This window comes from Streptomyces sp. NPDC013157, from assembly GCF_042899865.1.
In the GTDB taxonomy this organism is placed as follows: domain Bacteria; phylum Actinomycetota; class Actinomycetes; order Streptomycetales; family Streptomycetaceae; genus Streptomyces.
Genome location: NZ_JBIBAK010000013.1, coordinates 137,362 through 162,174, shown reverse-complemented (window position 1 = coordinate 162,174; position 24,813 = coordinate 137,362). Strand labels below are relative to the sequence as shown.

The 24,813-nt window shown below is 72.2% G+C and carries 25 protein-coding genes; 10 read left to right on the top strand and 15 right to left on the bottom strand.

Annotated features, from left to right (window positions below; all coding sequences use genetic code 11):
• Nucleotides 1-2 precede the first annotated feature (2 nt).
• Genes pabB through ACFY6U_RS33395 form a run of 5 tightly spaced genes read left to right on the top strand, consistent with a single transcriptional unit; the run spans nt 3 to nt 7,269 of the window.
• Nucleotides 3-2,159 (top strand): aminodeoxychorismate synthase component I, encoded by a 2,157-nt coding sequence (pabB, locus tag ACFY6U_RS33415; RefSeq protein ID WP_390044209.1) that lies wholly within the window; start codon nt 3-5, stop codon nt 2,157-2,159.
• On the top strand, nt 2,156-3,688 hold the full coding sequence (locus ACFY6U_RS33410) for a benzoate-CoA ligase family protein (protein WP_390044207.1): 1,533 nt from the start codon (nt 2,156-2,158) through the stop codon (nt 3,686-3,688). The genes pabB and ACFY6U_RS33410 overlap by 4 nt, the downstream gene beginning before the upstream one ends.
• Before the next feature lie 38 nt (nt 3,689-3,726).
• Entirely contained in the window at nt 3,727-5,286 is a 1,560-nt protein-coding gene (locus ACFY6U_RS33405) for a class I adenylate-forming enzyme family protein (protein WP_390044205.1), read from the top strand.
• A complete protein-coding gene (locus ACFY6U_RS33400; RefSeq protein WP_390044203.1) occupies nt 5,283-6,452 on the top strand; it encodes an FAD-dependent monooxygenase in 1,170 nt (389 codons plus the stop codon). Before ACFY6U_RS33405 ends, ACFY6U_RS33400 begins: the two co-directional genes overlap by 4 nt.
• A gap of 19 nt (nt 6,453-6,471) precedes the next feature.
• Nucleotides 6,472-7,269, top strand: a complete 798-nt coding sequence (locus tag ACFY6U_RS33395; protein ID WP_390044201.1) for an aminotransferase class IV — start codon at nt 6,472-6,474, stop codon at nt 7,267-7,269.
• A 147-nt stretch (nt 7,270-7,416) separates the two neighbouring features.
• On the opposite strand, the gene ACFY6U_RS33390 is transcribed toward ACFY6U_RS33395, so the two are convergent.
• Together ACFY6U_RS33390 and ACFY6U_RS33385 are read right to left on the bottom strand one after the other, a co-directional pair.
• Nucleotides 7,417-7,905, bottom strand: a complete 489-nt coding sequence (locus ACFY6U_RS33390) for a carboxymuconolactone decarboxylase family protein (protein WP_390044199.1) — start codon at nt 7,903-7,905, stop codon at nt 7,417-7,419.
• 52 nt (nt 7,906-7,957) lie between these two features.
• On the bottom strand, nt 7,958-9,421 hold the full coding sequence (locus ACFY6U_RS33385; RefSeq protein WP_390044197.1) for a PLP-dependent aminotransferase family protein: 1,464 nt from the start codon (nt 9,419-9,421) through the stop codon (nt 7,958-7,960).
• Nucleotides 9,422-9,468: 47 nt separating this feature from the next.
• Between ACFY6U_RS33385 and ACFY6U_RS33380 the strand changes: the two genes are divergently transcribed.
• Entirely contained in the window at nt 9,469-9,993 is a 525-nt protein-coding gene (locus tag ACFY6U_RS33380; RefSeq protein ID WP_390044195.1) for a carboxymuconolactone decarboxylase family protein, read from the top strand.
• On the top strand, nt 9,990-10,799 hold the full coding sequence (locus ACFY6U_RS33375; RefSeq protein ID WP_390044193.1) for an isocitrate lyase/phosphoenolpyruvate mutase family protein: 810 nt from the start codon (nt 9,990-9,992) through the stop codon (nt 10,797-10,799). The genes ACFY6U_RS33380 and ACFY6U_RS33375 overlap by 4 nt, the downstream gene beginning before the upstream one ends.
• Nucleotides 10,800-10,864: 65 nt before the next feature.
• On the opposite strand, the gene ACFY6U_RS33370 is transcribed toward ACFY6U_RS33375, so the two are convergent.
• The 3 genes from ACFY6U_RS33370 to ACFY6U_RS33360 form a co-directional block, all read right to left on the bottom strand.
• Nucleotides 10,865-11,518 carry a chaplin gene (locus ACFY6U_RS33370; protein WP_390044191.1) on the bottom strand — a complete coding sequence of 218 codons (654 nt, stop codon included), beginning with the start codon at nt 11,516-11,518 and terminating at the stop codon, nt 10,865-10,867.
• A gap of 130 nt (nt 11,519-11,648) precedes the next feature.
• Entirely contained in the window at nt 11,649-11,927 is a 279-nt protein-coding gene (locus ACFY6U_RS33365; RefSeq protein WP_390044189.1) for a hypothetical protein, read from the bottom strand.
• Nucleotides 11,928-12,001: 74 nt separating this feature from the next.
• Nucleotides 12,002-12,793 (bottom strand): hypothetical protein, encoded by a 792-nt coding sequence (locus ACFY6U_RS33360; protein ID WP_390044187.1) that lies wholly within the window; start codon nt 12,791-12,793, stop codon nt 12,002-12,004.
• 466 nt (nt 12,794-13,259) lie between these two features.
• On the opposite strand from ACFY6U_RS33360, the gene ACFY6U_RS33355 reads away from it, so the two are divergent.
• The 3 genes from ACFY6U_RS33355 (at nt 13,260) to ACFY6U_RS33345 (ending at nt 14,705) form a co-directional block, all read left to right on the top strand.
• A complete protein-coding gene (locus tag ACFY6U_RS33355) occupies nt 13,260-13,733 on the top strand; it encodes a hypothetical protein (RefSeq protein ID WP_390044185.1) in 474 nt (157 codons plus the stop codon).
• Between the two features lie 204 nt (nt 13,734-13,937).
• On the top strand, nt 13,938-14,219 hold the full coding sequence (locus ACFY6U_RS33350) for a hypothetical protein (RefSeq protein WP_294007180.1): 282 nt from the start codon (nt 13,938-13,940) through the stop codon (nt 14,217-14,219).
• 195 nt (nt 14,220-14,414) lie between these two features.
• On the top strand, nt 14,415-14,705 hold the full coding sequence (locus ACFY6U_RS33345) for a hypothetical protein (RefSeq protein ID WP_390044183.1): 291 nt from the start codon (nt 14,415-14,417) through the stop codon (nt 14,703-14,705).
• Between the two features lie 69 nt (nt 14,706-14,774).
• On the opposite strand, the gene ACFY6U_RS33340 is transcribed toward ACFY6U_RS33345, so the two are convergent.
• From ACFY6U_RS33340 to ACFY6U_RS33295, 10 genes are all read right to left on the bottom strand, one after another.
• Nucleotides 14,775-15,119, bottom strand: a complete 345-nt coding sequence (locus ACFY6U_RS33340; RefSeq protein WP_390044181.1) for a hypothetical protein — start codon at nt 15,117-15,119, stop codon at nt 14,775-14,777.
• Nucleotides 15,120-15,283: 164 nt separating this feature from the next.
• Nucleotides 15,284-15,613, bottom strand: coding sequence for a hypothetical protein (locus ACFY6U_RS33335; protein WP_390044179.1), 330 nt, complete (start codon nt 15,611-15,613; stop codon nt 15,284-15,286).
• 131 nt (nt 15,614-15,744) lie between these two features.
• Complete coding sequence (locus tag ACFY6U_RS33330) at nt 15,745-16,134, bottom strand: hypothetical protein (RefSeq protein ID WP_390044177.1); 390 nt, start codon at nt 16,132-16,134, stop codon at nt 15,745-15,747.
• Nucleotides 16,135-16,169: 35 nt separating this feature from the next.
• Nucleotides 16,170-16,415: a hypothetical protein gene (locus ACFY6U_RS33325; protein ID WP_390044175.1), complete on the bottom strand. Its 246-nt coding sequence runs from the start codon at nt 16,413-16,415 to the stop codon at nt 16,170-16,172.
• A gap of 152 nt (nt 16,416-16,567) precedes the next feature.
• Nucleotides 16,568-17,980 carry a condensation domain-containing protein gene (locus tag ACFY6U_RS33320; protein WP_390044173.1) on the bottom strand — a complete coding sequence of 471 codons (1,413 nt, stop codon included), beginning with the start codon at nt 17,978-17,980 and terminating at the stop codon, nt 16,568-16,570.
• A 125-nt stretch (nt 17,981-18,105) separates the two neighbouring features.
• On the bottom strand, nt 18,106-18,972 hold the full coding sequence (locus tag ACFY6U_RS33315; RefSeq protein ID WP_390044171.1) for a tyrosinase family protein: 867 nt from the start codon (nt 18,970-18,972) through the stop codon (nt 18,106-18,108).
• A gap of 105 nt (nt 18,973-19,077) precedes the next feature.
• Complete coding sequence (locus tag ACFY6U_RS33310) at nt 19,078-20,028, bottom strand: ABC transporter substrate-binding protein (RefSeq protein WP_390044169.1); 951 nt, start codon at nt 20,026-20,028, stop codon at nt 19,078-19,080.
• A gap of 2 nt (nt 20,029-20,030) precedes the next feature.
• Nucleotides 20,031-21,956, bottom strand: coding sequence for an ABC transporter permease (locus tag ACFY6U_RS33305; RefSeq protein WP_390044167.1), 1,926 nt, complete (start codon nt 21,954-21,956; stop codon nt 20,031-20,033).
• Entirely contained in the window at nt 21,956-23,251 is a 1,296-nt protein-coding gene (locus ACFY6U_RS33300; protein WP_390044165.1) for a betaine/proline/choline family ABC transporter ATP-binding protein, read from the bottom strand. Before ACFY6U_RS33300 ends, ACFY6U_RS33305 begins: the two co-directional genes overlap by 1 nt.
• Nucleotides 23,251-24,774 (bottom strand): GMC family oxidoreductase, encoded by a 1,524-nt coding sequence (locus ACFY6U_RS33295; RefSeq protein ID WP_390044163.1) that lies wholly within the window; start codon nt 24,772-24,774, stop codon nt 23,251-23,253. The genes ACFY6U_RS33300 and ACFY6U_RS33295 overlap by 1 nt, the downstream gene beginning before the upstream one ends.
• Nucleotides 24,775-24,813 lie beyond the last annotated feature (39 nt).

Genomic DNA, 24,813 nt, shown 5'->3' with positions numbered 1-24,813 from the left:
GGGTGAAGACCCTGCTCATCGACAATTACGACTCGTACACCTACAACCTGTTCCAGTTGATCGCCGAGGTCAACGGCGAGGAACCGGTGGTGATCCGCAATGACGAGCCGGCGCCGCCCGCTCTCGCGGAGTTCGACAACGTGGTGGTGTCTCCGGGGCCCGGCCATCCGGGCGACGGCCGTGACTTCGGCATCAGCGCCCGGGTGATCGCCGAGGCCACCGTCCCCGTGCTCGGGGTGTGCCTGGGGCACCAGGGCATCGCGCTCGGGGAGCGGGCCCGGGTGGCACCCGCCCCGCAGCCGCGGCACGGGCACCTGACCCGGGTGCGGCACGACGGGCGGGACCTCTTCGAGGGGCTGCCCCAGGGCTTCACCGCCGTCCGCTACCACTCCCTCGCGGTACACGAGCCACTGCCCGCCACGCTGGAGGCCACCGCCTGGGCCGAGGACGGCGTCCTGATGGGGCTGCGCCACCGCGAACGGCCGCTGTGGGGCGTGCAGTTCCACCCCGAGTCGGTGCTCACCGAGTACGGCCACCGCATGCTGGTGAACTTCCGCAACCTCACCGCCCGCCGGGCCCGCAGAGCGCGGACCAAGAACACCGCCGTCCCGCCGGCCGAGGCGGCGCTCCCCCGGCCGAGGATCCCGAGCGCGGCCGTCCCCCGCCCCCGCCACCACGCCGAAGCGCCCGCGTACCGCCTGCACACCCGGCAGATCGCCGGCGCCGTCGACACGGAGGCCGCCTTCACCCGCCTCTTCGCCGCCTCGCCCCGCGCGTTCTGGCTGGACAGCTCGCTCGTCGAGGAGGGCCGCTCGCGCTTCTCCTTCCTGGGCGACGACAGCGGTCCGCTCGCCGAGTTCGTGCGGTACGACGTCACGGCCGGCCGGTGTGCGGTCGAGCGGGCCGGACGGCCGCCGCGCAAGGTGTCCGCGAGCGTCTTCGACTATCTGAAGCGGCAGTTGAGCAGCCGCCGGGTGGACGCCGACGGGCTGCCCTTCGACTTCACCGGCGGCTATGTCGGCTACTTCGGCTACGAGACGAAGGCCGACTGCGGCTCCCCCAACCGGCACCGGGCCGACACCCCGGACGCCTGCTGGCTGTTCGCGGACCGGCTGATCGCCGTGGACCACGAGGAGGACATCACCTACGCGGTCTGCCTGGCGGAGAACTCCCCGCAGGCCGCGCGGGCCGCCGAGGAGTGGCTGACGGACACGCTGGCCCAGCTCAGCTTCCTGGCCCCGGCCGCACCCCCGTCCGCCCCGCCCGCCGCCGCGGAGCCGGACCTGGCGGCCGCCGAGCCCTGGCTGGTGCGCGACCGGGCCGCCTACCTCGCCGACATCGAGGCCTGCCGGCGGGAGTTGCGGGCCGGCACCAGCTACGAGGTCTGCCTGACCGACGCGGCCCGGCTGCCCGCCCCGCCCGACCCGTACGCCTTCTACCGGGAGCTGCGCCGCGTCAACCCGGCGCCGTACGCGGCCTTCCTGCGCTTCGGCGACCTGGACGTGGCGGGCTCCTCGCCGGAGCGGTTCCTGCGGATCACCCGGGACGGGGTGGCCGAGGCGAGGCCCATCAAGGGGACCGCGCCGCGCGGGGCGACCCCGTTCGAGGACGCGCGGCTGCGGGACGCGCTGGCGGCGGACGCCAAGACCCGCGCCGAGAACCTGATGATCGTCGACCTGCTCCGCAACGACCTGGGCCGGGTCTGCCGTACCGGAACCGTGCGGGTCCCCCGCCTCATGGCCACCGAGTCGTACGCGACCGTGCACCAGCTGGTCTCCACCGTGACCGGACGGCTGCGGGCCGGGACGGATGCCGTGGACTGCGTACGTGCCTGCTTCCCGGGCGGGTCGATGACCGGCGCCCCGAAGCTGCGCACGATGGAGATCATCGACGGTCTGGAGACCGAGGCGCGGGGCGTGTACTCGGGGGCGCTCGGCTACCTCGGGTGCAGCGGCGGCGCGGACCTGAACATCGTCATCCGTACGGCCGTGATGGCGGGCGGCCGGATGCAGCTGGGCGCGGGCGGGGCGATCGTCCTGGACTCCGACCCGGCCGCCGAGTACGACGAGATGCTGCTGAAGACGGCCGCGCAGATGCGGGCGCTGCGGGAGCACACGCCGTCGGCCGCGGCGGACGCCGTCGAGGAGGCCGCCCGATGACCCAGGCCCCCGCCCCCGCCCGCACCGGCACCGGCACCGGCACCGGCACCGGCAACCTCGCCGCCCGTCTCGCCGAACTCGCCGAACGGCACGGCTGGCGCGACCGTCCCGCCTTCCACCAGGGCCATCGCGCCTGGACCCACGGCGAGGTGCACGACCTCGGGGCGCGGGCCGCGACCGTGCTCGCCGCCCAGGGTGTGTCCCCCGGCGACCGGGTGGTGCTCGCGCTGCCGGACTCGATCGCCTGGGTGGTGGCCTTTCTCGCGGTCGCCCGGCTCGGCGCCGTGGCCGTCCTGGTCAACCCCGAACTGCCCGCCGCCGACCACGCGTTCATGGCCGCCGACACGGAGGCGGTGCTGTGCCTGACGGGACCGGGCCTGGAGGACCGCTTCCCCGGGCGGGCCCGCCTCGGCGCCGACCAGCTCCTCGCCCTCGCCCCGGCCGCCGAACCCGCCGCCGCCCGGCCGGCCGACGCGGACGGCCCGCTGTACGTGCAGTACACGTCCGGGACGACGGGCAGGCCCAAGGGTGTCGTCCACACCCACGCCCACCCGGCCGCGTACCACGACCTCATCGGACGGCGGCTGCTCGGCATCACCGCGGACGACGTCACCCTGTCCGTCTCCAAGCTGTACTTCGCCTACGGCTTCGGGAACGCCTTCGTCTTCCCGCTCTTCTCGGGGGCGAGTGCGGTCCTGGTGGACCGGCGTCCGAACCCGGCCGCCGTCGACGAGCTGGTCGCCCGGCACCGGGTGACCCTGCTCTACTCGGTCCCGTCCGCCTACGCGGCGCTGGTCGCCGACCGGGGCACCGGGCACGAGGCGTGCTTCGCCTCGGTACGGGCCGCCGTGTCGGCCGGCGAGGGGCTGCCGGACGGGCTGGGCGACCGGGTCACGGAGCTGCTGGGCGCCCCGGTCCTGGAGCAGATCGGCTCCACCGAGGCCGGGCACGCCTTCTGCGCCAACAGCCTCGGCCACCACCACCCCGGCACCGTCGGCCGTCCCGTCCCCGGCTTCGAGGTGGAGCTGCGCGACCGCGACGGGCGCCCGGTGCCGGACGGCCACGAGGGCGAGCTGTGGGTACGCGGCCCCACGCTGACGCCCGGCTACCTCAACCGGCCCGAGGAGACCGCGCGGACCCTGGTCGGCGGCTGGCTGGCCACCCACGACCGGGCGGTCCGCGAACCGGACGGCGCCTACCGGCATCTGGGCCGCACCGACGACATGGAGATGGTCGGCGGGATCACCGTCTCCCCGCTGGAGGTGGAGGCCGTGCTGCGCGCCCATCCGGCGGTCCGGGAGGTCGCGGTGGCCGCGGTCCCGGACGGGACGGGTGCCGGACGCCTGCGTGCCTTCGTCGTCCCCGCCACCACCCCCGCGCCGGAGGGGCTCCAGGAGGAGCTGCTGCGGCTGGCCCGGGAGCGGCTCGCGGCCTTCAAGGTCCCGCGCAGCGTCAGCCTGCTGCCCTCCCTGCCCCGCACCCCCACCGGGAAACTCCGCCGCCATCTGGTCCGCCGGGGCGCCTGGTGACCCCGGCCCCGACCGACCCGACCGAAAGGAACGTCCCCATGCAGGAGTCGCAGGTGTCCCTCGTCGGCGACCGCGGGTTCTACCTCGGCCCGCTGTTCCGGCGGGCGGCCGACCGGCACGGCGGGGTGTTCGTCACCCTGGACCGTCCCCTGGACACCCACCCGGACCTCGGGGTCCGTCTGAGCTACCCGGAACTCGCCGACGCGGTCGAGGAGTTGTCGGCGCGCCTGTGGGCGGCCGGCGTACGGCCGGCCGAACAGGTCGTCGTACACAAGACCGACAACGTCGACATCGTGCTGCTGACCTGCGCGGTCTCCCGGATCGGCGCGGTGCCCGTGCTGCTCTCCCCGGCGCTGGCCGGCGAGGTGGTCGGCAAGCTGCTCGCCCGGCTCCGGCAGCCGTGGCTGGTCACGGACGCGGCCAAACTGGCCGGCCTGGAGGTCAAGGGCCTGGTCCGGCAGACCCTCACCGTGGACAGCGTGCCCGGCGTGGTGTCCCTGGCCGGGCACACCGGAGCCGAGGTCCCGCCGGCGGTCCGGCTGCACCCGCGCGAACCCGCCCTGATCACCCACAGCTCCGGCACCACCGGCGTCCCCAAACTCGCGGTGCACTGCCCGCAGACCATGTGGAACCGGCTGGTCCCGCAGCAGGCGATGGGCTGGCCCACCCGCGGCGAGGTCGCGGCCCTGCACATGTCCTTCGTGCACTCCCGCTTCTACCACCTGCTCGGCGTCCTGCTGCACTACGGCAGCCCGTTGCTGCTGATCACCGACCCGGACCCGGCGAAGGTCGGTCCGATGCTGGCCCGGCACCGCCCCGGCATCGTCGAGACCCACCCCAACACCTTCGTGCTCTGGGAGGAGCTGGCGGACGCGCCCGGCGCCCCGCTGTCGCGCGTGAAGTCGTACGGTTCGACGTTCGACGCCATCCACCCGCGCACGGTACGACGGCTGCTGGACGCCTCGAAGCGGCGCAGCCCGTGGCTGCTCCAGCTGTACGGGCAGAGCGAGACCGGGCCGGTGGCCTTCCAGTGGTTCACGCGCCGGAGCGTGTCCCGCGCGGACGGGCGGCGGGTCGGGATCGGGATCCCGGGCTTCACGAGCGTCCGCGTCACGGGCCCCGACGGGCAGCCCGCCGCGCCCGGCACCCCCGGCCGGATCGAGGCCCGCACCCGGGGCCGCATCCTCACCTACCTCGGCGCCCGCGACCAGTACGAGCGCCAGCTGGACGGCGAGTGGTGGCAGATGGGCGACATGGGCTACCGGAGCCGGCTGGGCGCGCTGTACCTGATCGACCGGGAGATCGACCGGATCGACTCCGTGCACAGCAACCTGGAGGTCGAGGACACCCTCATGGACCGGCTGGAGGAACTCCGTGAGGTGGTCATCGTGCCGGGCGCGGACCGCGAGCCGGTCCCGGTGGTGTGCGTCCGCGGGGAACGGCCGCTGGACCCGGAGCGCTGGCGGGCGGCGACCGCCGACCTGCCGGCGATGGCGGAGCCGAGGCAGTGGCGGTTCGAGGAGCTGCCGATGACGGCGACCTGGAAGGTGAAGCGGGTGGAGATCACCCGGATGCTGTCGGCGGGTGTCCGCGCGTGACCCCGGTCGTGGTGGTCGGCGCCGGGCCGGTGGGCCTGTCGGCGGCGCTGGCGCTGCGCGCGCACGGGCTGCCGGTGATGCTCCTGGAGGCCGACCCGGAGGACCGCGAACGGCCGGGAAGCCGGGCCCTGTTCGTGCACCGCGAGACCCTCGCGCTGCTCGACGGGATGCGGCCGGGGCTGGCCGGGGAGATCACCTCGTACGGCCGGACCTGGCACACCAGACGGACCCTGTACCGGGGCCGGGAGGTGTACTCCCGCACCTTCCCGGCCCCGTCCGGCCGGCCGCCCTTCACCAGCCTGCGCCAGGTCGACACCGAGCGCTTCCTGCGCGAGGCCTGCGCGGCGGCGGGCGTGGAGTCCGTGTGGAACGCACGCGTGATCGGTGTCCGCACCACCGCCACGGGCGCCGCGCTGAGCTGCGCGGACGGCAGGGAGCTGACGTGCGGGTACGTGATCGCGGCGGACGGCGCCCGGTCCGCCGTCAGGGCCGGGCTCGGCATCCCCATGGAGGGCACGCACGGCGAGGGCTTCCACGTGGTCGTCGACGTGGCGGACCGGCCGGACGCCGAACTGCCCCTGGAACGGGTCTTCCACTACGAGCACCCCGGCGTCGGCGGCCGCAGTGTGATGCGGGTGCCGTTCACCGGGGGCTTCCAGGTGGACCTCCAGTGCCACGCCCACGACCGGGCGGAGGAGTACGGCACCGAGGAGGCCGTCCGCCGCTGGCTGCCCGGGGTGGTGGGCGAGGGATACGACGACCGGATCCTGTGGGTGTCGACGTACCGCTTCCTGCGCAAGGTCGCGGCCTCCTTCACCGACCCGCACCGGCGGGTGCTGCTCGCCGGGGAGGCCGCACACCTCTTCCCGCCCTTCGGGGCGCGGGGCATGAACAGCGGCATCGCGGACGCGGCGGCCGCGGCGGAGGCGATCGCGAACGGCACGGTGGCGGACTTCGCGGCGGTACGGCGGGCCGCGGCGCTCTTCAACAGCGAGGCTGCCGGGGCCGCCCTGGACCATCTGCGGCCCCGGCGCCGGATCATCCGGCTGCAGCAGCGCGCGGCGGCGGCGCTGGCACCGGTCCTGCCGTCCTGCGGATCCTGGCTGGAGCACGCCCCGTACGGGCCGCGGGGCGGGGCACCGGCGCTGTCGGGCCGTAAATACTGAGCACGGCGAAGGAGGAGTCATGACACGACCGGCCGTGGCGGAAGGCGTGTTCGCGTGGTCATCGGCCGCCGGCCTGCGGCCCGTCGAGGACCCGGGAACCGGTGAGCGGCTGCTGGTCGCGGACTCCTGGCTGGTGCGGGACGGCAGGGTGCGCGGCCTGGACCGCCACCGGGACCGCTTCGTGCGGTCCTGCGCCGAGTGCGACGGGCCGCCGGAGCACCGGTTGTCGGAGTTCTGGCGGGCCATGACGGCGGCGCTGCCCCGCACCGGCGAGTGGTTCCCGCGCGTCGAACTCACGTCCCACCACGTGCGGTTGCGGCTGCGGCACGCCCCACCGCTCGGCTCCGCGGTCGAGGTCTGGGCGGTCGGCCAGCCGGACCCGCGCACCGTGCCCCGCCGCAAGGGACCCGACCTGGACACCCTGGCCCGGCTGCGCGCCCGGGCGGCCGAGGCGGGAGCCCAGGAGGCTGTGCTGGTGAACCCGTCCGGGGTGGTCCTGGAGGCGGCCACCACCAGCGTGCTCTGGTGGGAGGACGACACCCTGTGCCTGCCCCCACCTCGGCTGCCGGTGCTGCCCGGGGTGACGGTCGCCCTGATCCAGGACCGCGCCGAGCGGCTCGGCATCGGCGTGGCCCACCGGGAACGCACCCTGACCGAACTGACGGACCGCGAGGTGTGGCTGGTGAACGCCCTGCACGGGATCAGACCGGTGACGCGGTGGGCGGGTGGCCCGGCAACCGCCGGTACGGCGGTACGGGCACCGGAGTGGCGAAAGTGGCTCGACAAGGAGGTACCTGAGCCGCTTGGAAGCGGCTGAATAGCGCCCCTTTAGGGGCGCTGGGGGTAACCCCCGGCCGAAGGCTGGGGGAGGAACTGCGCGACCAGCCCCCACCCACCCGCAGCCGAAGTACACAACAAAACCGGCCCGGCAATAATTCACCGGGCCGGATATCGGGCTGCTTTTTTATTCGGCCCGCTTGGGCTGATAAACCCCCGGCACCATTCGCGTCGCAATGGCGATCCGGTTGTAGGCGTTGATGACGGTGACCGCCCAGACGAGGGCGGCGACCTGGGCCTCGTCGAAGACCCCGGCGGCCTCGGCGTACACCGCGTCCGGCACGTGGCCGTCGGCCACGAACGTCACGGCCTCGGCCAACGCCAGTGCCGCCCGCTCCCGTTCACTGAAGAAGGGCGTCTCCCGCCACGCGTTCAGCGCGTAGATCCGCTGCTCGGTCTCGCCCTGCGCGCGAGCGTCCTTGGTGTGCATGTCGAGGCAGAACGCGCAGCCGTTCAGCTGGGAGGCGCGGATTCTGACCAGTTCGAGGATTTCCGGTTCGACCTTTGCGTCCTGGGCCGCGGTGACGGCGGCGGCATGCAGGGAACCCATCGCTGAGGAGACGTCCGGGGTGATTTTCTTGAGGGCTACGCGAGTAATCTGATCACCATTGCTCATGAGAGAGACTCTAGCCTCCGTAATTGAATTACGGGGACGGTTGACGGGGAATTCAGGCGACGCTGATCACAGCCGGGTCGGACAGCACCGTGCACAGGATCTCCAGCGCGCCCGACCAGGCGTGGTCGGGCGGGGTGCCGTAGCCGAGGACGAGGGCGTCCGGGGGTGCGGTGGCCGCGTCGGGGTGGAGGTGACGCGGGGTGAGGCCCTCGACGGCGAGGCCGCGGTCCGCGGCGGCCCGGACCACCCGGTGCTGGGTGCCGGGCGGCAGCCGCAGCACGATGTGCAGGCCCGCCGCGATGCCGGTGACCCGGATTGCCGGGGCGCGCTCTGCGAGGGCCCGGACCAGGGCGTCCCGGCGCCGCCGGTAGCGGGAGCGGGCGGCGCGGACGTGTCGGTCGTAGGCGCCCGAGGTGATGAACTCGGCCAGTGTCAGCTGGTCTGGCGCCCCGCAGGTGTCCGCGCCGCCCTTGGCCGCCGTCGCCTCCCCGGCCACCGCCGGCGGCAGCACCATCCAGGCCAGCCGCAGCCCGGGCGCAAGGGACTTGCTGGCGGTGCCCAGGTAGATCACCTCGTCGGGGGCGAGGCCCTGGAGGGCGCCGACGGGCCGGCGGTCGTAGCGGAACTCGCCGTCGTAGTCGTCCTCCAGGACCAGGCCGCCGGTGCGCCGCGCCCAGTCCACGACGGCCGTCCGCCGGTCGTGGTGGAGCGGCACGCCCATCGGGAACTGGTGGGAGGGGGTCAGCAGTACGGCGGCCGGCCCCTGGGACAGCTCCCCGGTGTCCGTGCCGAGTTCGTCGAAGGGCAGCGGGACCTGGCGCAGACCGGCCGAGGTCAGCAGCTGCCAGTGCTCGTCGAGGCCGTACGACTCCACGGCGACCGTGTCCGCCCCGCGGGCCCGCAGCACCTCACCGAGCAGGCTCAGGCCGTGGCTGAACCCGGCGCAGATCACGATCCGTTCGGGGTCGGCGCGGACGCCCCGGGCGCGGGCGAGGTAGGCGGCGAGCGCGGTGCGCAGTTCGGCGCGGCCGCGCGGATCGCCGTAGCCGAAGGCCTCGTTGGGGGCGGCGGTGAGGGCGCGGCGGGCGGCCTTCAGCCACTCGGTGCGCGGGAAGGCGGAGACGTCGGGGAAGCCGGCGCGCAGGTCGTAGGCGGGCCGGTGGGCTGCCGTACCCGCGGGGGTCTCCGCCCGCCGCACCGGCGGTACGCCCGTCGCGACCCGGGTGCCGGAACCCTGCCGGGCGGTCAGCCAGCCTTCGGCGACCAGGTCGGCGTAGGCGTCGGCGACGGTGTTGCGGGCGATGGCGAGGTCGGCGGCGAGGGAGCGGGAGGAGGGCAGCCGGGTGCCGGGGAGCAGCCGGCCGCTGCGCACGGCCTCGCGCAGGGCGTCGGTCAGGCCCCGGCGCAGGCCCGGACCGGCCGCCGGTTCCAGGTGGAGGTCGATGCCCAGAGCGGCCCGGGTGGGCCGGGTGGGCGAAGCGGGCGGCGCGGACGGAGTGGCCCATGCTTTCTCCATGGAAATGGACCATACCTCTGGGCTGCCTGGCCCCTAGCGTCGGCACCATGAGCAATCAGGAAAACGCCGAGTACGCCCCCGAGCACACCCCCCGCCTCTCCTGGGCACAGCACGCGCCCGAGGTCTACAAGGCGATGGTCCGCCTGGACGGAGCCGCCCGTAAGGGCCTGGACGCCAAGCTGTTCGAGCTGGTGAAGATCCGCGCCTCGCAGCTCAACCACTGTGCGTACTGCCTCGACATGCACACCAAGGACGCGCTCGCGGCGGGCGAGAGCATCGCGCGCATCGTCCAGCTCAGCGCGTGGGAGGAGTCGAAGCACTTCTACACCGAGCAGGAGCTCGCCGCGATCGAGCTGACCGAGGCCGTCACCGTGCTGACTGGGGGCACCTCCCGGACGAAGTCTGGGGGAGGCTTCGTGCCCGACGAGGTCTACGAGCGGGCCGCGAAGCACTTCGACGAGGTGCAGCTGACGCAGCTGATCGCCTCGATCATCGTGATCAACTCCTGGAACCGGTTCGCCGTGACGACCCGTATGGTCCCCGGGCACTACACGCCGGGACAGCACGGGTGAGCAAGGCCGGGGTCTTCCGGGCGCTGCACCACGGGCGCCCGCCCGGCGACCCCCTGGTCCTGCCCGGCCCGTGGGACGCGGCGAGCGCCCGGGCCCTGGTGGGGGCCGGGTTCCCGGCGCTGGCGACGCCGAGTGCCGGGGTGGCGGCGAGTCTGGGGTACGCGGACGGCGGGACCCCGGCGGCGGAGATGTTCGCGGCGGTCGCGCGGATCGCGCGGGCCGTGGAGGTGCCGGTGTCGGCGGACGTGGAGGACGGCTACGGGCTGGCGCCAGGGGAACTGGTCGAGCGCCTGCTGGAGGCGGGCGTGGTCGGCTGCAACCTCGAGGACTCCAGCGGGGGCGTCCTCAAGGACCCGCACGAGCACGCCGAGTGGCTGGCCGAGGTCCGCTCGGCCGCCGGTGACCGGCTTTTCCTCAACGCCCGCGTCGACACCTTCGCATGCGGCGCCGGTGACCCGGAAAGGGCCGTCGAGCGGGCCGCGCTGTACGTGGCGGCGGGTGCGGACTGCGTCTACCCGATCCACGCCCCGACCGCCGTGCTGCCCGTCCTGCGCTCCGGCATCGAGGGCCCACTGAACACGTACGCCGGCGTGGACGGCGACGGCCCCTCGCCCGCCGGACTCGGCGAACTCGGGGCCACCCGCATCACGTTCGGACCGGGCCTGCTGCGGCTGGCCCTGCGGTCACTGCACGCGATCCCACACGGAGCGGGGCCGGCGCGCCCCCGAAGGGGCGCTGGGGGTCCCCCGGCCGAAGGCTGGGGGAGGAACTGCGCGACCAGCCACGACGGCGCCGCAGTCGACTGACGGCAGACGGCAGACGGCAGACGGCAGACGGCAGACGGCACATCGCGGCACTTCCGGCGGAGCGCTCAGGCGTACGATCCGCTGTTCGTCCCGGGCCGGAAGCGGCGGTACAGCACCGCGCCGGCCGCCAGCGAGGCGAGGCTCACGGCGGCCGGTGCCCAGGGGCTGGCCGCGCCGGTGTGGGCGAGCGTGTCGGTCGTCCGCTGCCGTACGACGGTGGTCCGCCTCGGCTGCGCCTTGGCCGGGTGCTGCGGCTCGTGGTGGACCCGCGGCGTGGACGGCGTGGACGGTCCGGGCGTGTCGGGCTGGTCGTCCGAGCCGTTGCTCGACTGGTTGCCGAAGACGGGGTTGAGGGCACCCACCAGGTTCGCGCTGTTGCCGCTGATGTTCACGGGCACGTGGACCGGGATCTCGACGAGGTCGCCGGAGAGGATTCCCGGCGAGTCGTGGGTGCTTCCGCCGGCCGTGGCCCGGCCCGACGTCTTGGAGCCCGCCTTCCCCGGCGCCTTGTGCCCCTCGTTGGCGCACTTGTTGCCCATCGCGGGGTTGAGCAGCCCGACCACGTCCACGGTGTTCCCGCAGACGTTCACCGGGATGTCCACCGGCAACTGGATGCTGTTCCCGGACGCCAGCCCGGGCGAGCCGCTCGCGGAGCTTTCGGCGGCGGAGTCGGCATGTGCCGTCCCCGCGACGGCCATCGCGCCAGAGGCGACGGCCATGGCGATCACACTGTTCCGGGTAACCCGTTTCATGGGGTACCTGCCCTTCCAGACGCGTCGCGGGCAGTCACCCGGACTCGGTGAAACGTTGGGGAAATGGCTGAGTGGAGAAGCGAAGTGGCCGCTCAGGTCAGAGAGCCTGGTTGTTGCAGCCCATGTCGGAGCCGAGATGACTCTGCTGCGCACCCGGGTTCCCTTCGCCGTTGAGCAGGTTGCCCGCCAGACCGGTGAGGGCGCCGATGTTGCCGAGCACCTCGATGTTCATGTCGTGCGAGCGGCACTCGGTGCCCTGGGTGACGTCGATGTCGTGGCCCGGCTCACCGTGTGCGAAGGCGGTGTTGCCGCCGATCGAGCAGACGCTGCCGAGGACGGCGGCGCCCACGAGGACCGCCTTGTGGAACTTGCGCATGGGTTCTCCGTTGGTCGAGCGGACGGGGATCCGCTGCGGATCGGGGGGAAGGTGCGGACGGTGGCGGGACGGCGTCAGCCGAGGCGGGGAAGCCCCAGTTGGCCGACGGGCGGCGCCGCGACCTGGCCGAGGCCGACCGGCGCGAGCCCCGGCACGCCCGGCGCTCCGAGTACGGGGTTGATGAGCGGGTTCACCTGCGGGTTCACCTGGGGGTTCACCTGCGGGGTGACACGCGTCGGGCCTTCCGGTGCGTAGCCCTGCGGAACGGCCAGCTGCGGGGCGACCTGCGGCATGACCTGGGGCATGACCTGCGGTACGACCTGCGGCGGGGCGGCCTGCTGCTGGGGCTGGGAGTACTGCGGCGCCGGGGCGTACTGCTGCTGCGGGTACGCGGGAGCGGCCTGCGGCTGGGCGTACTGCTGGGGCGGCGGTGCCTGCTGGTACTGCGGAGAGGGCGCGGCCTGCTGCTGCGGGTACGCGGGGCCGGTGGTCGCCTGGGCCGAGCCCTGCGACGAGGCCGAGGCGACGGCGTAACCGGTCTGCTGCGGGTACTGCTGGGGCGGCGGCGCCTGCTGGTACTGCGGAGGCGGCGGGGCCTGCTGTTGGTACTGCGGCGGCGCGGCCTGCTGCTGCGGGTACGCGGGGACGCTGGCCTGCGCCGAGCCCTGGGTCTGGCCGGCGGCGTAGGGGGCCTGCTGCGGAGCAGGTGCCGGGGGCGAGGCCTGGGGATACGGCTGGTCCGGAGCCGGCACCGGGGCCGCACCGCCGTATCCGACGGGAGCGTCGGCATAGCTGACGCCCGCGCCGATGGCGGACAGACCACCGGCCGCCGCCAGAACGAGCGCGGCCTTGTGAAGCTTGCGCATGAAACCCTCGGCCCTTCGATACCTGGAGATGAGAAAGCCCATTGCGTTCAGTGCGGTCGCGCGTGCAGATGGTGCGGTGATGACACTGCACTTTCAGCAGCGGTACTTCTGAGCAGCACGCGGACTTCGCATCGGAGCCGGCAGCGATTCGCCTCGTTCTCGTCGGGTCCTCGGCCACCGCCCTCTCCCCACCGGAACGAGGATCGCCCGGCCGTGGTCACGGGAATTCGGAGTCGTGTCACCCAATTGCCGTCACCGACACAGGTATTGCCGCTCATATGCCTTTCGGCAAACGGGTGACGCGGCACCACGCCCGTATCCGGTTCCGCACACCTCTCGTTCCCCACGGAGTGAGGGCGAGGGGGCATCCCAGCCGCCCGGGGCAGTGACAAAGCGATAACCGCGCTGTCTCATCAGTCATTTCATCAGGTTCCGCACACAGATCACATGAAGGGCCGAGGATTCCATGCGCAAGTTTCGCCAGGTCGCGCTCATCGTCGCAGCAGCCGGCGGTCTGACCGCTGTCGGTGCCGGCCCCAGCTCCGCCGCCCCCGTCTCCTACGGGACCGGGCCGACCCCGGTCTCGCAGCCGGACGCCCAGGCCGCCGCGGCCACCTCCGCCCAGGCGACCGCGCAGACGTACGGCGCGCCGGCCCCGCAACAGGCCCCGCAGCGCGGCACCGAGGTCGCCCCGCAGCTCAACCCCCAGCTGAACCCGCAGATCAACCCCCAGATCTCGCCCCAGGCCCCGCAGTCGGTGCAGGGCGGCCCGGTGGAGCAGAACAACCTGTTCCGTCCGTACCAGGAGTGCAGCCCACAGTCCCTGCTCGACGCGAACGTCCCGGTCGCCCTGCTCGCGGCCTCCCAGACCCGGGGCGTCGACTGCACGCAGGCCAACAGCCAGTCGAATGCGCTGGCCAGCGCACAGCGCCTGGGCTGACGACCGGAAGTCGCGGCCCCGCACGGGCATTTCGGGAGCCGCGGCGACAGCCCGTTCACGGGCCATACGACTTTTCGGGTGTTTCTGCCACGCGCTCAAGACAACAGCGCGTCGCTGCCGGATTTGGCGTATTACGTACTAATCTCCCGTAACTGTAAAAAGTCGATCTCGCACAGATCGCACCCCCCACTCCACGGAGATGACATGCGCAAGCTTCGCAACGCCGCCGTCCTGGTCGCCGCCCTCAGCAGCATCGGCCTCGTCAGCGGCACGGCCTACGCCGGCGGCGAGGGCCACGGGCACGGCGACAAGTTCAACATCACCCAGAGCTCGCACTGCAAGTCGCACGACCTGAACCTCGACGTCCTCGGCGAGGTCGGCCTGCTCAACGGCCTGCTGGGCAGCGCCCTGAACGGTGAGGGCAACCCGGGCGCCCAGGCCACCAACCTCGGTTCGACGATGGGCTGCAACAACAGCGCCTTCTGAGGCCGGCAGCAACAGCAGCGAATGGTCCCGGCGCCCGGCGCCGGGACCATTCGTGTATGTCGACAGGGCGCCAAGGCGGCGAAATACAACGGTAATCGGCGCGTCGCACAGCTATCTCGGTTATTTCGTATCAGCCTTTATGACACAGATCGCGATTTCTCGCAGATCGCATCCACCTCATTCATCGGAGATGACATGCACAAGCTCCGCACCGCCGCCGTTCTCGTCACCGCATTCGGAAGCCTCGGGCTCCTCGGCGCCGGCGCCGCCCATGCCGACCAGGGCTGGGGCAAGAAGGGCGACGAATTCAACATCCAGCAGAGCAGCAGCTGTAAGTCGCACGACCTGAACCTCGACATCCTCGGCGAGGTCGGCATCCTCAACGGCCTGGGCGGCAACCTGCTGAACGGCGAGGGCAACTCGGGTGCGCAGCAGTCGTCCATGGGGTCGAGCATGGGCTGCAACAACAGCGCGCTCGGCAGGTAAGGCAGAACGACCAGTCCCCGGTTTCCCGGCCAACGGCCGGGAAACCGGGGACTGTCGTTTGTGCGGCCCTCAGAACTCGATGTGCGGCCTCTTGAAGCCCTTGGGCAGCTCAGCCTTGTTGGAGCAGTCCACGACCTCCCCGGCCCTGGTGGATCCGTCCCCCGCCGCCTGGTCGTCCGGGAACAGCGCGCGCGGACGGTCGGAGGTCGAGCAGTCCTGCGCCTGCCTGAGGACATGCGTACCGTTCTTGTCGATACGCGACTCGCTCTTGTGGACGCAGACGGTGCCGCCCTGGGCGGTGGTCCTGCAGTCGCCCGGGGACGGGTCCGCATACGCGTGCCCGGCGCCGACACAGAGCGCGGCGAGGCTTCCGACGAGCCCCGAGACGGTGGCGATCTTCCGTGCAGTGAACATGAGTTGTCTTCCTCTGCGTAGGGCGAAGCAAAGCAGCCCGGACGCATACCTCGACAGAGTCGGGGTGCGTCCGGGCTGCCTTCGCCATGGTGGTCACTCAGTACACCGGCGAGCGGGCCGAAGCGGTGCCGGTGCGGGGTACCGAGTTCGTGCGGGGTGCGTTTTTACTCGCCACCCTGGTTCTGGTCACCCTGCTCGGGCTGCGCCTGCGGCTGGGCCTCGGGCTGCGCCTGCGGCTGGGCCTCGGGCTGGGCCTCGGGGGCAGCCTGCGGCTGGGCCTCGGGCGCAGCCTGCGGCTGGGCCTCGGGTCCAGCCTCCGGAGTGGTGGTGTAGTAACCCCCGCCGACGGCCAGGGCGTTGGCCGACGAGTTGGCCACGGCGGTGATCTGCGGAGGCGCGTCCTCGCCACCGGCGGCGGAGCTGACCCCGGCACCGAGGAAGGAGAGCCCCGCAACCGTCGCCGCTACGAGTGCGACGCGCTGAAACTTACGCATGATTGACCCTTTCTGGTCCAGGCGGAACCGCCCGGCTCGACTACTTAATGTGAGCATATACACACACTCCGTAGCTAACCGAGGATCTACAGCCGCCGAGTTGCGCGTCAGCCCCGTCTGCCGTACTGGGGCTACCGGCCGCCCACCGGAAGGATCCGGCTCATGACACCGAACGGACCGCCGGGCGACTCCGCCTCCTCACCCTTCTCCGGGGGCGCCACCCCGACGGTCGCGGGGGAACAGGTCACCTCGGGCCCGAGCCGCTCCGTCCCCTGCCCGAGGACGGCGGGCAGTTGCACGGGCTGCACCGGCTTGCAGGTCTCCTGGTGCGGAACGGCCCCGCCCTCGGGAACCTCGCCCCTGATCCGCTGGGTGCAGGTGAGGTTGCCCATGAGATCGTCGGTGCACCCTCGACCCGCCGCGGCGTACGCCGGGGCGAGGCCGGCACAGGCCACGGCGAGGCCGCCGACGAGCCCCGAGACGGCCGCGATCCTCTTCCCGCTGATCTTCCCGATGAACATCTGCTGCGCTTTCCTTCGCGAGGACACCGCCGACCTCAGCCGGTGAAGGCCTGGTTGTACTGGCCGCAGGTGGTGTCGAAGGTGTCGGCGAGGCCGAGCACGCCGATCGGGACGTCGTTCTCGGCGACCGTCTGCGGGCTGCACTCCTGGTAGGGGCGGTAGTGGTTGGACACCTGCGGCCCACTGTCGTAGGCGTCGGCCACGGCGGGGGAGGCGCCGACGGCGGACAGGCCGCCGGCGGCCGCCACTGCTGCGATCACGACCTGCTGAAGCTTGCGCATGGAACCCTCGGTCCTTTGCTCATACGGCGAATTGGTTGCCTAGCGTGATTGCATGAACACTAGCAGTAGCCAGACAAGGGGTTCCACAACGGACATCCATCCCGAGAGTGATATAGCAACACATAATCACCTTATGGACGGGGAGAGTTGGGTCAGGAGAGCGCCAGTTCCGCGGGCCGCGGGCGGTCGGGTGCGGGCACGGAGAGGATCAGGTCCCGCAGTCGCTCGACATACCGCCGCACGTTCTTGTAGGCGATGTCGGTGTCCGGGTAGCGGCAGGCGAACCACAGCCCCTCGTGCAGCCGGTTGACCCAGGCGCACACCTGGTCGCCGTACGACACCCGGAGCAGCCCGTACGCCTTCTGCTCGGTCCAGTCCGCCGCGCCGGGGATGAGACGGGCGTCCACGTACGAGATGATCGAGTACATGTCCGGCGAGGTCGGACGGAAGTCCGAGCCGAGCAGCCGCAGTACGCGGGCGAGCGGGATGCGCGCCAGCGACCGGTTGGCCCGCAACTCGGCGCGGACCGTGTCGAGCGCGCCCTCCAGGTCGCGCGCCGCGGGCACCTCGATGGGGGCGCCGCCGACGTACCAGCCCACGGAGTCCGACCACGCCGACTTCAGCCGGGTGTGGAACGGCACGACGGTGCGGTAGACCGGCTGGCCGCCGAGTTCGTGGACGATCAGACTGGTCGCGGCCAGGATGCCCACCAGACTGCCGCCGTAGGGGCGGCAGTACGCCTCGAACGCGGCGGCGGCGTCCGCGTCGACGAGCGGCTCGCACACCAGCTTCTGGGTGGGCAGCGCTCCGCCGGGCTCCAGCCCCAGGTCGACGGGGAACTCCGGGAGCCGGCCGCCGCACCGGGCGATGAACTCCCGCCAGCGCGCGACGGTCGCGTGGGCGTCGTCGATGCCGTCCGCGTTCGCCCGCTCCTGCTCGCAGAAGTCGACGTAACTCCCCACGGACGGACCGGTGACGGGGCTTCCCTCGACGGCCGCCGCGTACAGTCCGTGGATCTCCTCCGGGAGCCGGTGGATCGAGTAGGCGTCGACGTTGGTGTGGTCGAAGGCCATGTACACGCTGGTGGAGTCCTCGCGTACGACCGCCGTGTAGATGAGGTTCGGCCAGCCGAGCGCGTCCGCCGCGGCGTCGAACCGATCCTGCAGGTAACGGGTGAGCGCCCCCGCGTCGGTGAACTCGCCGACCACCTCACGGTGCAGCGACACGTCGTTCTCGGCGAGCGTGAACCGCTGCATCTCGTCCCCGGCCCACCGGAAGCCGCTGCGCAGCGTCTCGTGCCGCAGTGTCCAGCCGCGCAACGCCCTTTCCAGCGCGTCGAGATCGACCGGGCCCGGCAGGTCGAACGCCGCGCCGAGCCAGGTCGGTACGAACAGTCCGTCCTCCCGCACCGACCGGGCCGTTCTGATGTGCGACTCCTGGATGTACGCCGGCGGTCGCGGATCCGGCGGCAGCGCCGCCGCGGCCGCGATGGTCACCGGGCTGAACCTCCACTCGACGAGCCGTCCGGGCCGGATCTCACAGCGCTGGATGTCAGAAATACGCACGGTGGCTCTCCTTCGCAGAAGACACCAGCTTCATCAACAACGGCAAGCCGTACGCGCGCGATGATCGCTGTGTCGCCGTGATTTCAACGGGATGTGTGACATGTCGAACGGACAAGCGCCCCGCCTCACTCGTACCTGTAGATCCCGCTCACGTCCTCCAGTTCGGCCGGCGTGACGTTCCACGGCGGCAGTTGCTCGTGCCGGGCCACGATCCGGCCGCGCTGGGGGTCGCCCGCGCCGGGGGGCTGAGCGGGAAGGTACGTGTGGCCGGGGTGCCGTTGCTGCCAGCGGGTCCACAGCAGGTCGACGAAGGAGTGATGCAGCCAGAAGACCGGGTCGTTGACGGACGCGGCGCTGACCATCACCCCGCCGACCCAGTGGTGGACCCGGTTGTGGTTCTGCCAGGAGACGCTGCCCCGGCCGCTCCCCCAGCCCTCCAGTTTGTTGCGGTAGCCGTGGGTGACGGCCGAGTTCCAGGGCCAGCTGTCGTAGACCGGGTCGGCCAGCGCGGACTCGACGTCGCCTCCGGTGGGCAGCTGGATCGGGGCGCGGGCGTGGCCGAGATCCCGGGTGAGGTACTGCACGTCGGTCACGTTCTCGGTGATCTTCCAGTGGCCCGCCCGGTAGGCGAACGGGCCCGTCATCACCTGCCGGTCCGAGGGGCGGCCGTTGCCGCCGAGCAGATCATCGGTCCACGGCAGGGAGTTCGGTGCCCGGTCACGGGTCCAGTCCCAGTACGGCACCGTCACCGACGCGTCCACCCTGCGCAGCGCCCGCTCCAGTTCGAGCACCAGCCTGCGGTGCCAGGGCAGGAACGAGGGCGCCATGTGGGCGGTGCGCAACCGGTGTTCCCGGTCGGCGGAGTTGTGCGCGATGTGGATCCGTACGAACTCGTCGTACTCACCGCGGCGTTTGACCTCCAGCAGAGCTTCGACGAACCGGCGCCGCTCGGCTCGGGTCAGCTGGTTGACGTTCTTGCGCGTGTAGACCACGTGCGCCTCCCTCGGGCATCGGCCGGAGGGGTAACCGCCGGACATACCTTCGGGTCACCGGTCTACGGCCGGACCGGTGACGCGGCGGCACGCCCGGCGGTCGGCTCAGGACAGCCACCGCTTCCACACGTCGGGGTGGCCGTCCACCCACTTCTTCGCGGCCTCCTCGGGGCTCAGCTTCTGGTCGGCGATCATCAGGGAGACCTGGTCCTGGTCCTCGGTCGTCCACTTGAACTTCTTCAGGAAGGCGGCCGCCCTGCCGCCGCTGTGCGCGAAGTCCGTGTTGAGGTACTTCTGCAGCGGGGTGTGCGGATAGGCGCAGGCGACCTTGGCCGCGTCGGCGTCGCAGCCCTCCTTGTACGCGGGCAGCCGCACCTCGGTCATCGGCACCTTCTTGAACAGCCACTGCGGCGCGTACCAGTAGGTGAGGAAGGGCTTCTTCTCCTTGGCGAACTGCTTGATCTGGGTGATCTGGGCGGCCTCGGAACCGGCGAAGACGACCTGGTAGTCCAGCTTCAGATTGCTCACCAGCGCCTTGTCGTTGGTGACGTACGACGGTGAGCCGTCCAGGAGTTGCCCCTTGCCGCCGCTCTCCGCGGTACGGAAGAGCGAGGCGTACCTGTTCAGGTTCTTCCAGTCGGTGATGTCCGGGTGCTGCTTGACCAGATAGGTCGGCACGAACCACCCGATGTGCCCGGTGACCCCGAGCTCTCCGCCCCGGCTGATGGTCTTCTTGTCGTCGACGTAGCGCTTCTCCTGGTCCGGGTGACCCCAGTCCTCCAGGATCGCGTCCACGCGCCCCTGGCTGAGCGCGTCCCAGGCCGGGACCTCGTCGACCTGCACGGTGTCGACGCGGTAGCCGAGCTTGTGCTCCAGCAGGTACTGGGCGACGGCGACGTTGGACTGCGCGCCGACCCAGGACTGCACGGACAGGGTCACGGTCCTCGACCCCTGCGCGTTGGCGAACGGCGAGGCCTGCCTGGTCATGTCGGCGGCACCGCAGCCGGTGGCCAGGACGAGGACGGAGGCGGCGGCGGCGAGTGTCGTACGGCGCATGGTCACGCTCCCTTCCGCGTACGGCGTTCCGTGGGCTGGGTGACCCGGTCGAGCATCAGCCCCAGGCAGACGATGGCGGCACCGGCGACCAGCCCGGTCGCCAGGTCGCCCTGGGCGAGGCCGAAGGCGACGTCGTACCCGAGGGCGCCACCGCCCACCAGCCCGCCGATGATGACGACGGCGAGGACGAGTACCACGCCCTGGTTGACGGCGAGCAGCAACGCGGGCCGTGCGAGCGGGAGTTGCACCTGCAGCAGCTGCTGACGTCCGGTCGCGCCGAGCGACCGCGCGGACTCCAGGGCGGCCGGGTCCACCTGGCGCAGCCCCTGCGCGGTGATCCGTACGACGGCCGGCAGCGCGTAGACGACGGCGGCGGCGACGGCGGGCGCGCGGCCGACACCGAACAGCGCGACGACCGGGATCAGGTACACGAACTGCGGCATGGTCTGGAACACGTCCAGGACCGGACGCAGCGCGCGCTCCACACGGTCGCTGCGGGCGGCGGCGACACCGGTCGCGAAGCCGAGGACGAGCGTCACGGCGACGGCGGCGAGGACCTGGGAGAGCGTGTCCAGCGACGGCTCCCACACCCCCAGCACGCCGATCGCGGCCATCGCGAGGACGGCGGTGAGCGCGGTGCGCCAGGTGCCGATCAGCCAGGCCAGTGCGGCGACCACGAACAGCACCGCCCACCAGGGCAGCCACTGCAGCCCGGAGCGGACCGGGTCGAGGACCCACGTGGTGAAGTGCCCCGCCCAGTCCGCGGTTCCGCCCACGACCGGCACACCCGAGTACAGATGCGCGGTCATCCAGTCCACGGCACGGTTGACGGGTCCGGCGAAGTCCAGGGTCCAGGCGGTGGGCCAGTCGAGGCGGCCGAGGAGGCGGGCGGCGAGCGCGACGGCGACGGTGGCGCCGAGGCCGTACAGGAGGCCGACGGCGGGCTTGCGGGTGTCGCCGCGTTCGCCGGCCGCCGCGGTGATGCGGTCCAGGACGACCGCGAGGAGCACGATCGGAATGCCGGCGGCGAGGGCCGCGCCGACATCCACCGAGGCGAGCGCCTGGTAGACGCGGTCGCCGAGGCCGCCGGCACCGATCACGGAGGCGATGACCGCCATCGACAGCGCCATCATGATCGTCTGGTTGAGGCCGAGGAGGAGTTCCCTGCGGGCGAGGGGGAGGCGGGCCGTCAGCAGCCGCTGCGCGCGGGTGGCGCCGAGCGACTCCACCGCCTCCAGGACCTCGGGGTCGGCGCCACGCAGGCCGAGGGCGGTGAGCCGGGCCACGGGCGGGGCGGCGTAGACGACGGTGGCGAGGACGGCCGCGGGGACGCCGATGCCGAAGACCAGGACGACGGGGAGGAGGTACGCGAAGGCGGGGAGCACCTGCATGGTGTCCAGGACCGGGCGCAGGGCCCGGTTCAGGCGGTCGGAGAGCCCGGCGCCGAGCCCGAGCACGAAACCCACGGCCACGGACGCGAGCACGGCCACGACCATCAGGGCGAGGGTCTGCATCGTCGGCACCCACATGCCGAGCACGCCGCAGGCGAGGAAGGCGGCACCCGTACCGACGGCGAGCCTGACACCGGCGACCCGGTGGGCGACGGCGGCGGCGACCACCGTCACACCGGGCCAGCCGGCGGCGAGGAGGGTGAGGTAGACGGCGCGGACGGTGAGGACGACGGCGTTGCTGACGTAGCCGAAGAAGTAGAGGAAGAGGGGGTGGGTGTCCCGGTTGTCGATGACCCAGTTGCTGGCGGAGGAGAGGGGGGAGGAGAGGTCGACGGTGAGGTGGTGGGGCCAGGACGACCCGTGGGCGCCGGCGAGGGGAACGAGGATCGCGGCGGCGACGGCCAGGGCGAGGAGCTTGCGTACGGCGGGATGGACCGTGCGCATCGCTCGCGGAGTGGGCACACTGATCGTCGCCATCAGACGCCCTCCGGGTTGGTGCTGGGGGCGGGGGGTGTCACTTGCCCGCGCTGACGGGGTGCCGCCGCGCCCACGCTCCCCCACTCCCGGCTTCGCTCGAGCGGGGGGACCCCCATCGCCCCAGCGGCACGACTGCCCGCGGCTGGGTCAGTGTCGGCAGCACCCGCGGCTGGGGGCCTCTCCAACGGGGGCCGCCCATCCCCACCCAGGGGCGCGGGGAACTGCGCGACCGGCCCGCCACCGCCCGCAGGCGAAGTACCGGCCGCGGCCCCCTTCGCCACGACGCCGAGCAGCGTGTCCGCGTCGACCACGCCGACGCACCGGTCCCCGTCCACGACGCGCGCCGGAACGCCGGCCCCCGCCACCGCCTCGATCGCCTCGGCAACCGTTGCGACCGGGCTGACCGCAGGTCCCGTCAAGGCCTCCCCGTCCTCCGTCGGCCTCATCGCGGAGCGAACCGTCATCACCTGCTCGCGCGGCACGTCCCGGACGAACTCCCGGACGTAGTCGTCGGCCGGGTTGCCGACGATCTCCTCCGGGGTACCCAGCTGGACCACCCTGCCGTCCCGCATCAGGGCGATGCGGTCGCCGAGCTTGAGCGCCTCCGACAGGTCGTGGGTGATGAAGACCATCGTGCGGCCCTCCTCACGGTGCAGGCGGACCACCTCCTCCTGCATGTCCCGCCGGATCAGCGGATCGAGCGCGCTGAACGGCTCGTCGAAGAGGAGCACCTCGGGATCGACCGCCAACGCCCTCGCGAGGCCGACCCGTTGGCGCTGGCCGCCGGACAGCTGGCCGGGGCGGCGCTGCTCCATGCCCTCCAGGCCGACCTTGGCCACGACCTCGGCCGCCCGCGCACGCCGCTCGGACCTGCCGACGCCCTGGATCTCCAGGCCGTACGCCACGTTGTCGAGGACGGACCGGTGCGGGAGGAGCCCGAAGTGCTGGAAGACCATCGCGGCCCGGTGCCGGCGCAGTTCCCGCAGCCGGCCCCTGTCCATCGCGCGGACGTCCTCGCCGTCGATGGCGATCCGGCCGGCCGTCGGCTCGATGAGCCGGGTCAGGCAGCGGACCAGGGTGGACTTCCCGGAGCCGGACAGGCCCATCACCACGAAGACCTCGCCCTTGCGCACGTCGAAGGAGACATCGCGGACCGCGGCCGTGCACCCGGTGCGGGCGCGCAGGTCGGCGGGTGCGAGGCCGGTCAGCCCGGGGTCCGCCGGGACGCGGTCGGCCTTGGGGCCGAAGACCTTCCACAGGCCCTCGACGGAGAAGACAGGGGTCGTACCACTCATCACGCACCGCCCTTCAGGAGGTCCACGGCCTTCTCGCCGACCATCAGCACTCCGATCATCGGGTTCACGGCCGGCATGGCCGGGAAGACGGAGGCGTCGGCGATGCGGATGCCGTCCAGGCCACGGATCCGCAACTCGGGGTCGACGACCGCCAGTTGATCGTCGGTCGCGCCCATCTTGCAGGTGCCCGCCGGGTGGTAGACCGTGTGCGCGACCTTGCGGGCGTACTCGCTGAGCTCGGCGTCGCCGAGGATCTCCGGGCCGGGGCACACCTCGCGCTTCAGCCAGCCCGCCAGCGGCTCGGTCTTCGCGATCTCGCGGGCGAGGCGGATGCCGTCGACGAGGGTGCGGCCGTCGTAGTCGTCCTCGTCGGTGAAGTAGCGGAAGTCGAGGGCGGGCTTCACGGACGGGTCGGCGCTGGTCAGGTAGAGACGGCCGCGGCTGCGGGGCTTGGGGATGTTCGGGGTCATCGAGACGCCGTGCGCGGGGCGTTCGTAGCCCAGGCGCTCGGGGTTGTCCGTGAACGGGACCTGGTAGAAGTGGAACATCAGGTCCGGACCCGCCTGTTCGGGGTCGCGGCGGACGAACAGGCCCGCGTCGGAGTCCATCGCGGAGTTCTCCGGGATCGGGCCGTTCGTCTCCCAGACGATCACCGACTCGGGATGGTCGAGGAGGTTCTCGCCGACGCCCGGGAGGTCGTGCGCGACCGGGATGCCGAGGGCTTCGAGGTCCGCCGCCGGGCCTATGCCCGAATGGAGCAGCAGGCGCGGGGAGTCGACGGCACCCGCGCACAGGACGACCTCGTTGCGGGCCCGTATCAGCAGGTCCTCGCCGTCCTTGGTGCGGACGTGCACACCCTCGGCACGGGTGCCGTCCAGCTCCAGCCGGTACGCCCAGGTCTCGAGGAGGACGTGCAGGTTGGGGCGCTCGTCCAGCACCGGGTGGAGGTAGGCCACCGACGCGCTCGACCGCTTGTTGGTCTCTGGGTGGTAGGCGAGGTCGAAGAAGCCGACGCCCTCGGTGAACGGCCGCCGGTTGAACCCCTCCACGCGCGGGACGCCCAGCGCCTCCTGGGCCGCGTCGACGAAGTCGCGGGCGATGGCGTTCCGGTCCTTCTCGTCGACCGGGACGATGTTGTTGAGGAGGCGGGCGTAGTAGGCCTCCATCGGCACCGCGCCCCACCCCTTGGCTCCCGCCGCCTCCCACTCGTCCCAGTCGGAGGGCAGCGGCTTGAAGGAGATGAGGGTGTTGTGGCTGGAACAGCCGCCCAGCACCCGGGCTCGGCTGTGCCGGATGTGGGAGTTGCCGCGCGGCTGCTCGGTGGTCGGGTAGTCGTAGTCCAGCTCGCCGCCGAGCAGGCCCATCCAGCGGCGCAGGGTGAGGACGTCGTCGCGGCCGACGTCGCTGGGGCCGCCCTCGATGACGGCGACGGTGACGTCCGGGTTCTCGGTGAGGCGGGAGGCTATGACGGAACCGGCGGTTCCGCCGCCGATGACGACGTAGTCGTAGGTGTGGTGGGACATGGGGGGTGCTCCAAAGGGCTTACAGGCTCACTGGCTCAC

What these genes read in the sequence shown, in the direction of transcription:
- ACFY6U_RS33410 (WP_390044207.1), top strand. Translation starts at nt 2,156, where the DNA reads ATGACCCAGGCCCCCGCCCCCGCCCGCACCGGCACCGGCACCGGCACC.
- ACFY6U_RS33405 (WP_390044205.1), top strand. Translation starts at nt 3,727, where the DNA reads ATGCAGGAGTCGCAGGTGTCCCTCGTCGGCGACCGCGGGTTCTACCTC.
- ACFY6U_RS33395 (WP_390044201.1), top strand. Translation starts at nt 6,472, where the DNA reads ATGACACGACCGGCCGTGGCGGAAGGCGTGTTCGCGTGGTCATCGGCC.
- ACFY6U_RS33390 (WP_390044199.1), bottom strand. Translation starts at nt 7,905, where the DNA reads ATGAGCAATGGTGATCAGATTACTCGCGTAGCCCTCAAGAAAATCACC.
- ACFY6U_RS33385 (WP_390044197.1), bottom strand. Translation starts at nt 9,421, where the DNA reads ATGGAGAAAGCATGGGCCACTCCGTCCGCGCCGCCCGCTTCGCCCACC.
- ACFY6U_RS33380 (WP_390044195.1), top strand. Translation starts at nt 9,469, where the DNA reads ATGAGCAATCAGGAAAACGCCGAGTACGCCCCCGAGCACACCCCCCGC.
- ACFY6U_RS33370 (WP_390044191.1), bottom strand. Translation starts at nt 11,518, where the DNA reads ATGGCCGTCGCCTCTGGCGCGATGGCCGTCGCGGGGACGGCACATGCC.
- ACFY6U_RS33365 (WP_390044189.1), bottom strand. Translation starts at nt 11,927, where the DNA reads ATGCGCAAGTTCCACAAGGCGGTCCTCGTGGGCGCCGCCGTCCTCGGC.
- ACFY6U_RS33360 (WP_390044187.1), bottom strand. Translation starts at nt 12,793, where the DNA reads ATGCGCAAGCTTCACAAGGCCGCGCTCGTTCTGGCGGCGGCCGGTGGT.
- ACFY6U_RS33355 (WP_390044185.1), top strand. Translation starts at nt 13,260, where the DNA reads ATGCGCAAGTTTCGCCAGGTCGCGCTCATCGTCGCAGCAGCCGGCGGT.
- ACFY6U_RS33350 (WP_294007180.1), top strand. Translation starts at nt 13,938, where the DNA reads ATGCGCAAGCTTCGCAACGCCGCCGTCCTGGTCGCCGCCCTCAGCAGC.
- ACFY6U_RS33345 (WP_390044183.1), top strand. Translation starts at nt 14,415, where the DNA reads ATGCACAAGCTCCGCACCGCCGCCGTTCTCGTCACCGCATTCGGAAGC.
- ACFY6U_RS33340 (WP_390044181.1), bottom strand. Translation starts at nt 15,119, where the DNA reads ATGTTCACTGCACGGAAGATCGCCACCGTCTCGGGGCTCGTCGGAAGC.
- ACFY6U_RS33335 (WP_390044179.1), bottom strand. Translation starts at nt 15,613, where the DNA reads ATGCGTAAGTTTCAGCGCGTCGCACTCGTAGCGGCGACGGTTGCGGGG.
- ACFY6U_RS33330 (WP_390044177.1), bottom strand. Translation starts at nt 16,134, where the DNA reads ATGTTCATCGGGAAGATCAGCGGGAAGAGGATCGCGGCCGTCTCGGGG.
- ACFY6U_RS33325 (WP_390044175.1), bottom strand. Translation starts at nt 16,415, where the DNA reads ATGCGCAAGCTTCAGCAGGTCGTGATCGCAGCAGTGGCGGCCGCCGGC.
- ACFY6U_RS33310 (WP_390044169.1), bottom strand. Translation starts at nt 20,028, where the DNA reads ATGCGCCGTACGACACTCGCCGCCGCCGCCTCCGTCCTCGTCCTGGCC.
- ACFY6U_RS33305 (WP_390044167.1), bottom strand. Translation starts at nt 21,956, where the DNA reads ATGGCGACGATCAGTGTGCCCACTCCGCGAGCGATGCGCACGGTCCAT.
- ACFY6U_RS33300 (WP_390044165.1), bottom strand. Translation starts at nt 23,251, where the DNA reads ATGAGTGGTACGACCCCTGTCTTCTCCGTCGAGGGCCTGTGGAAGGTC.
- ACFY6U_RS33295 (WP_390044163.1), bottom strand. Translation starts at nt 24,774, where the DNA reads ATGTCCCACCACACCTACGACTACGTCGTCATCGGCGGCGGAACCGCC.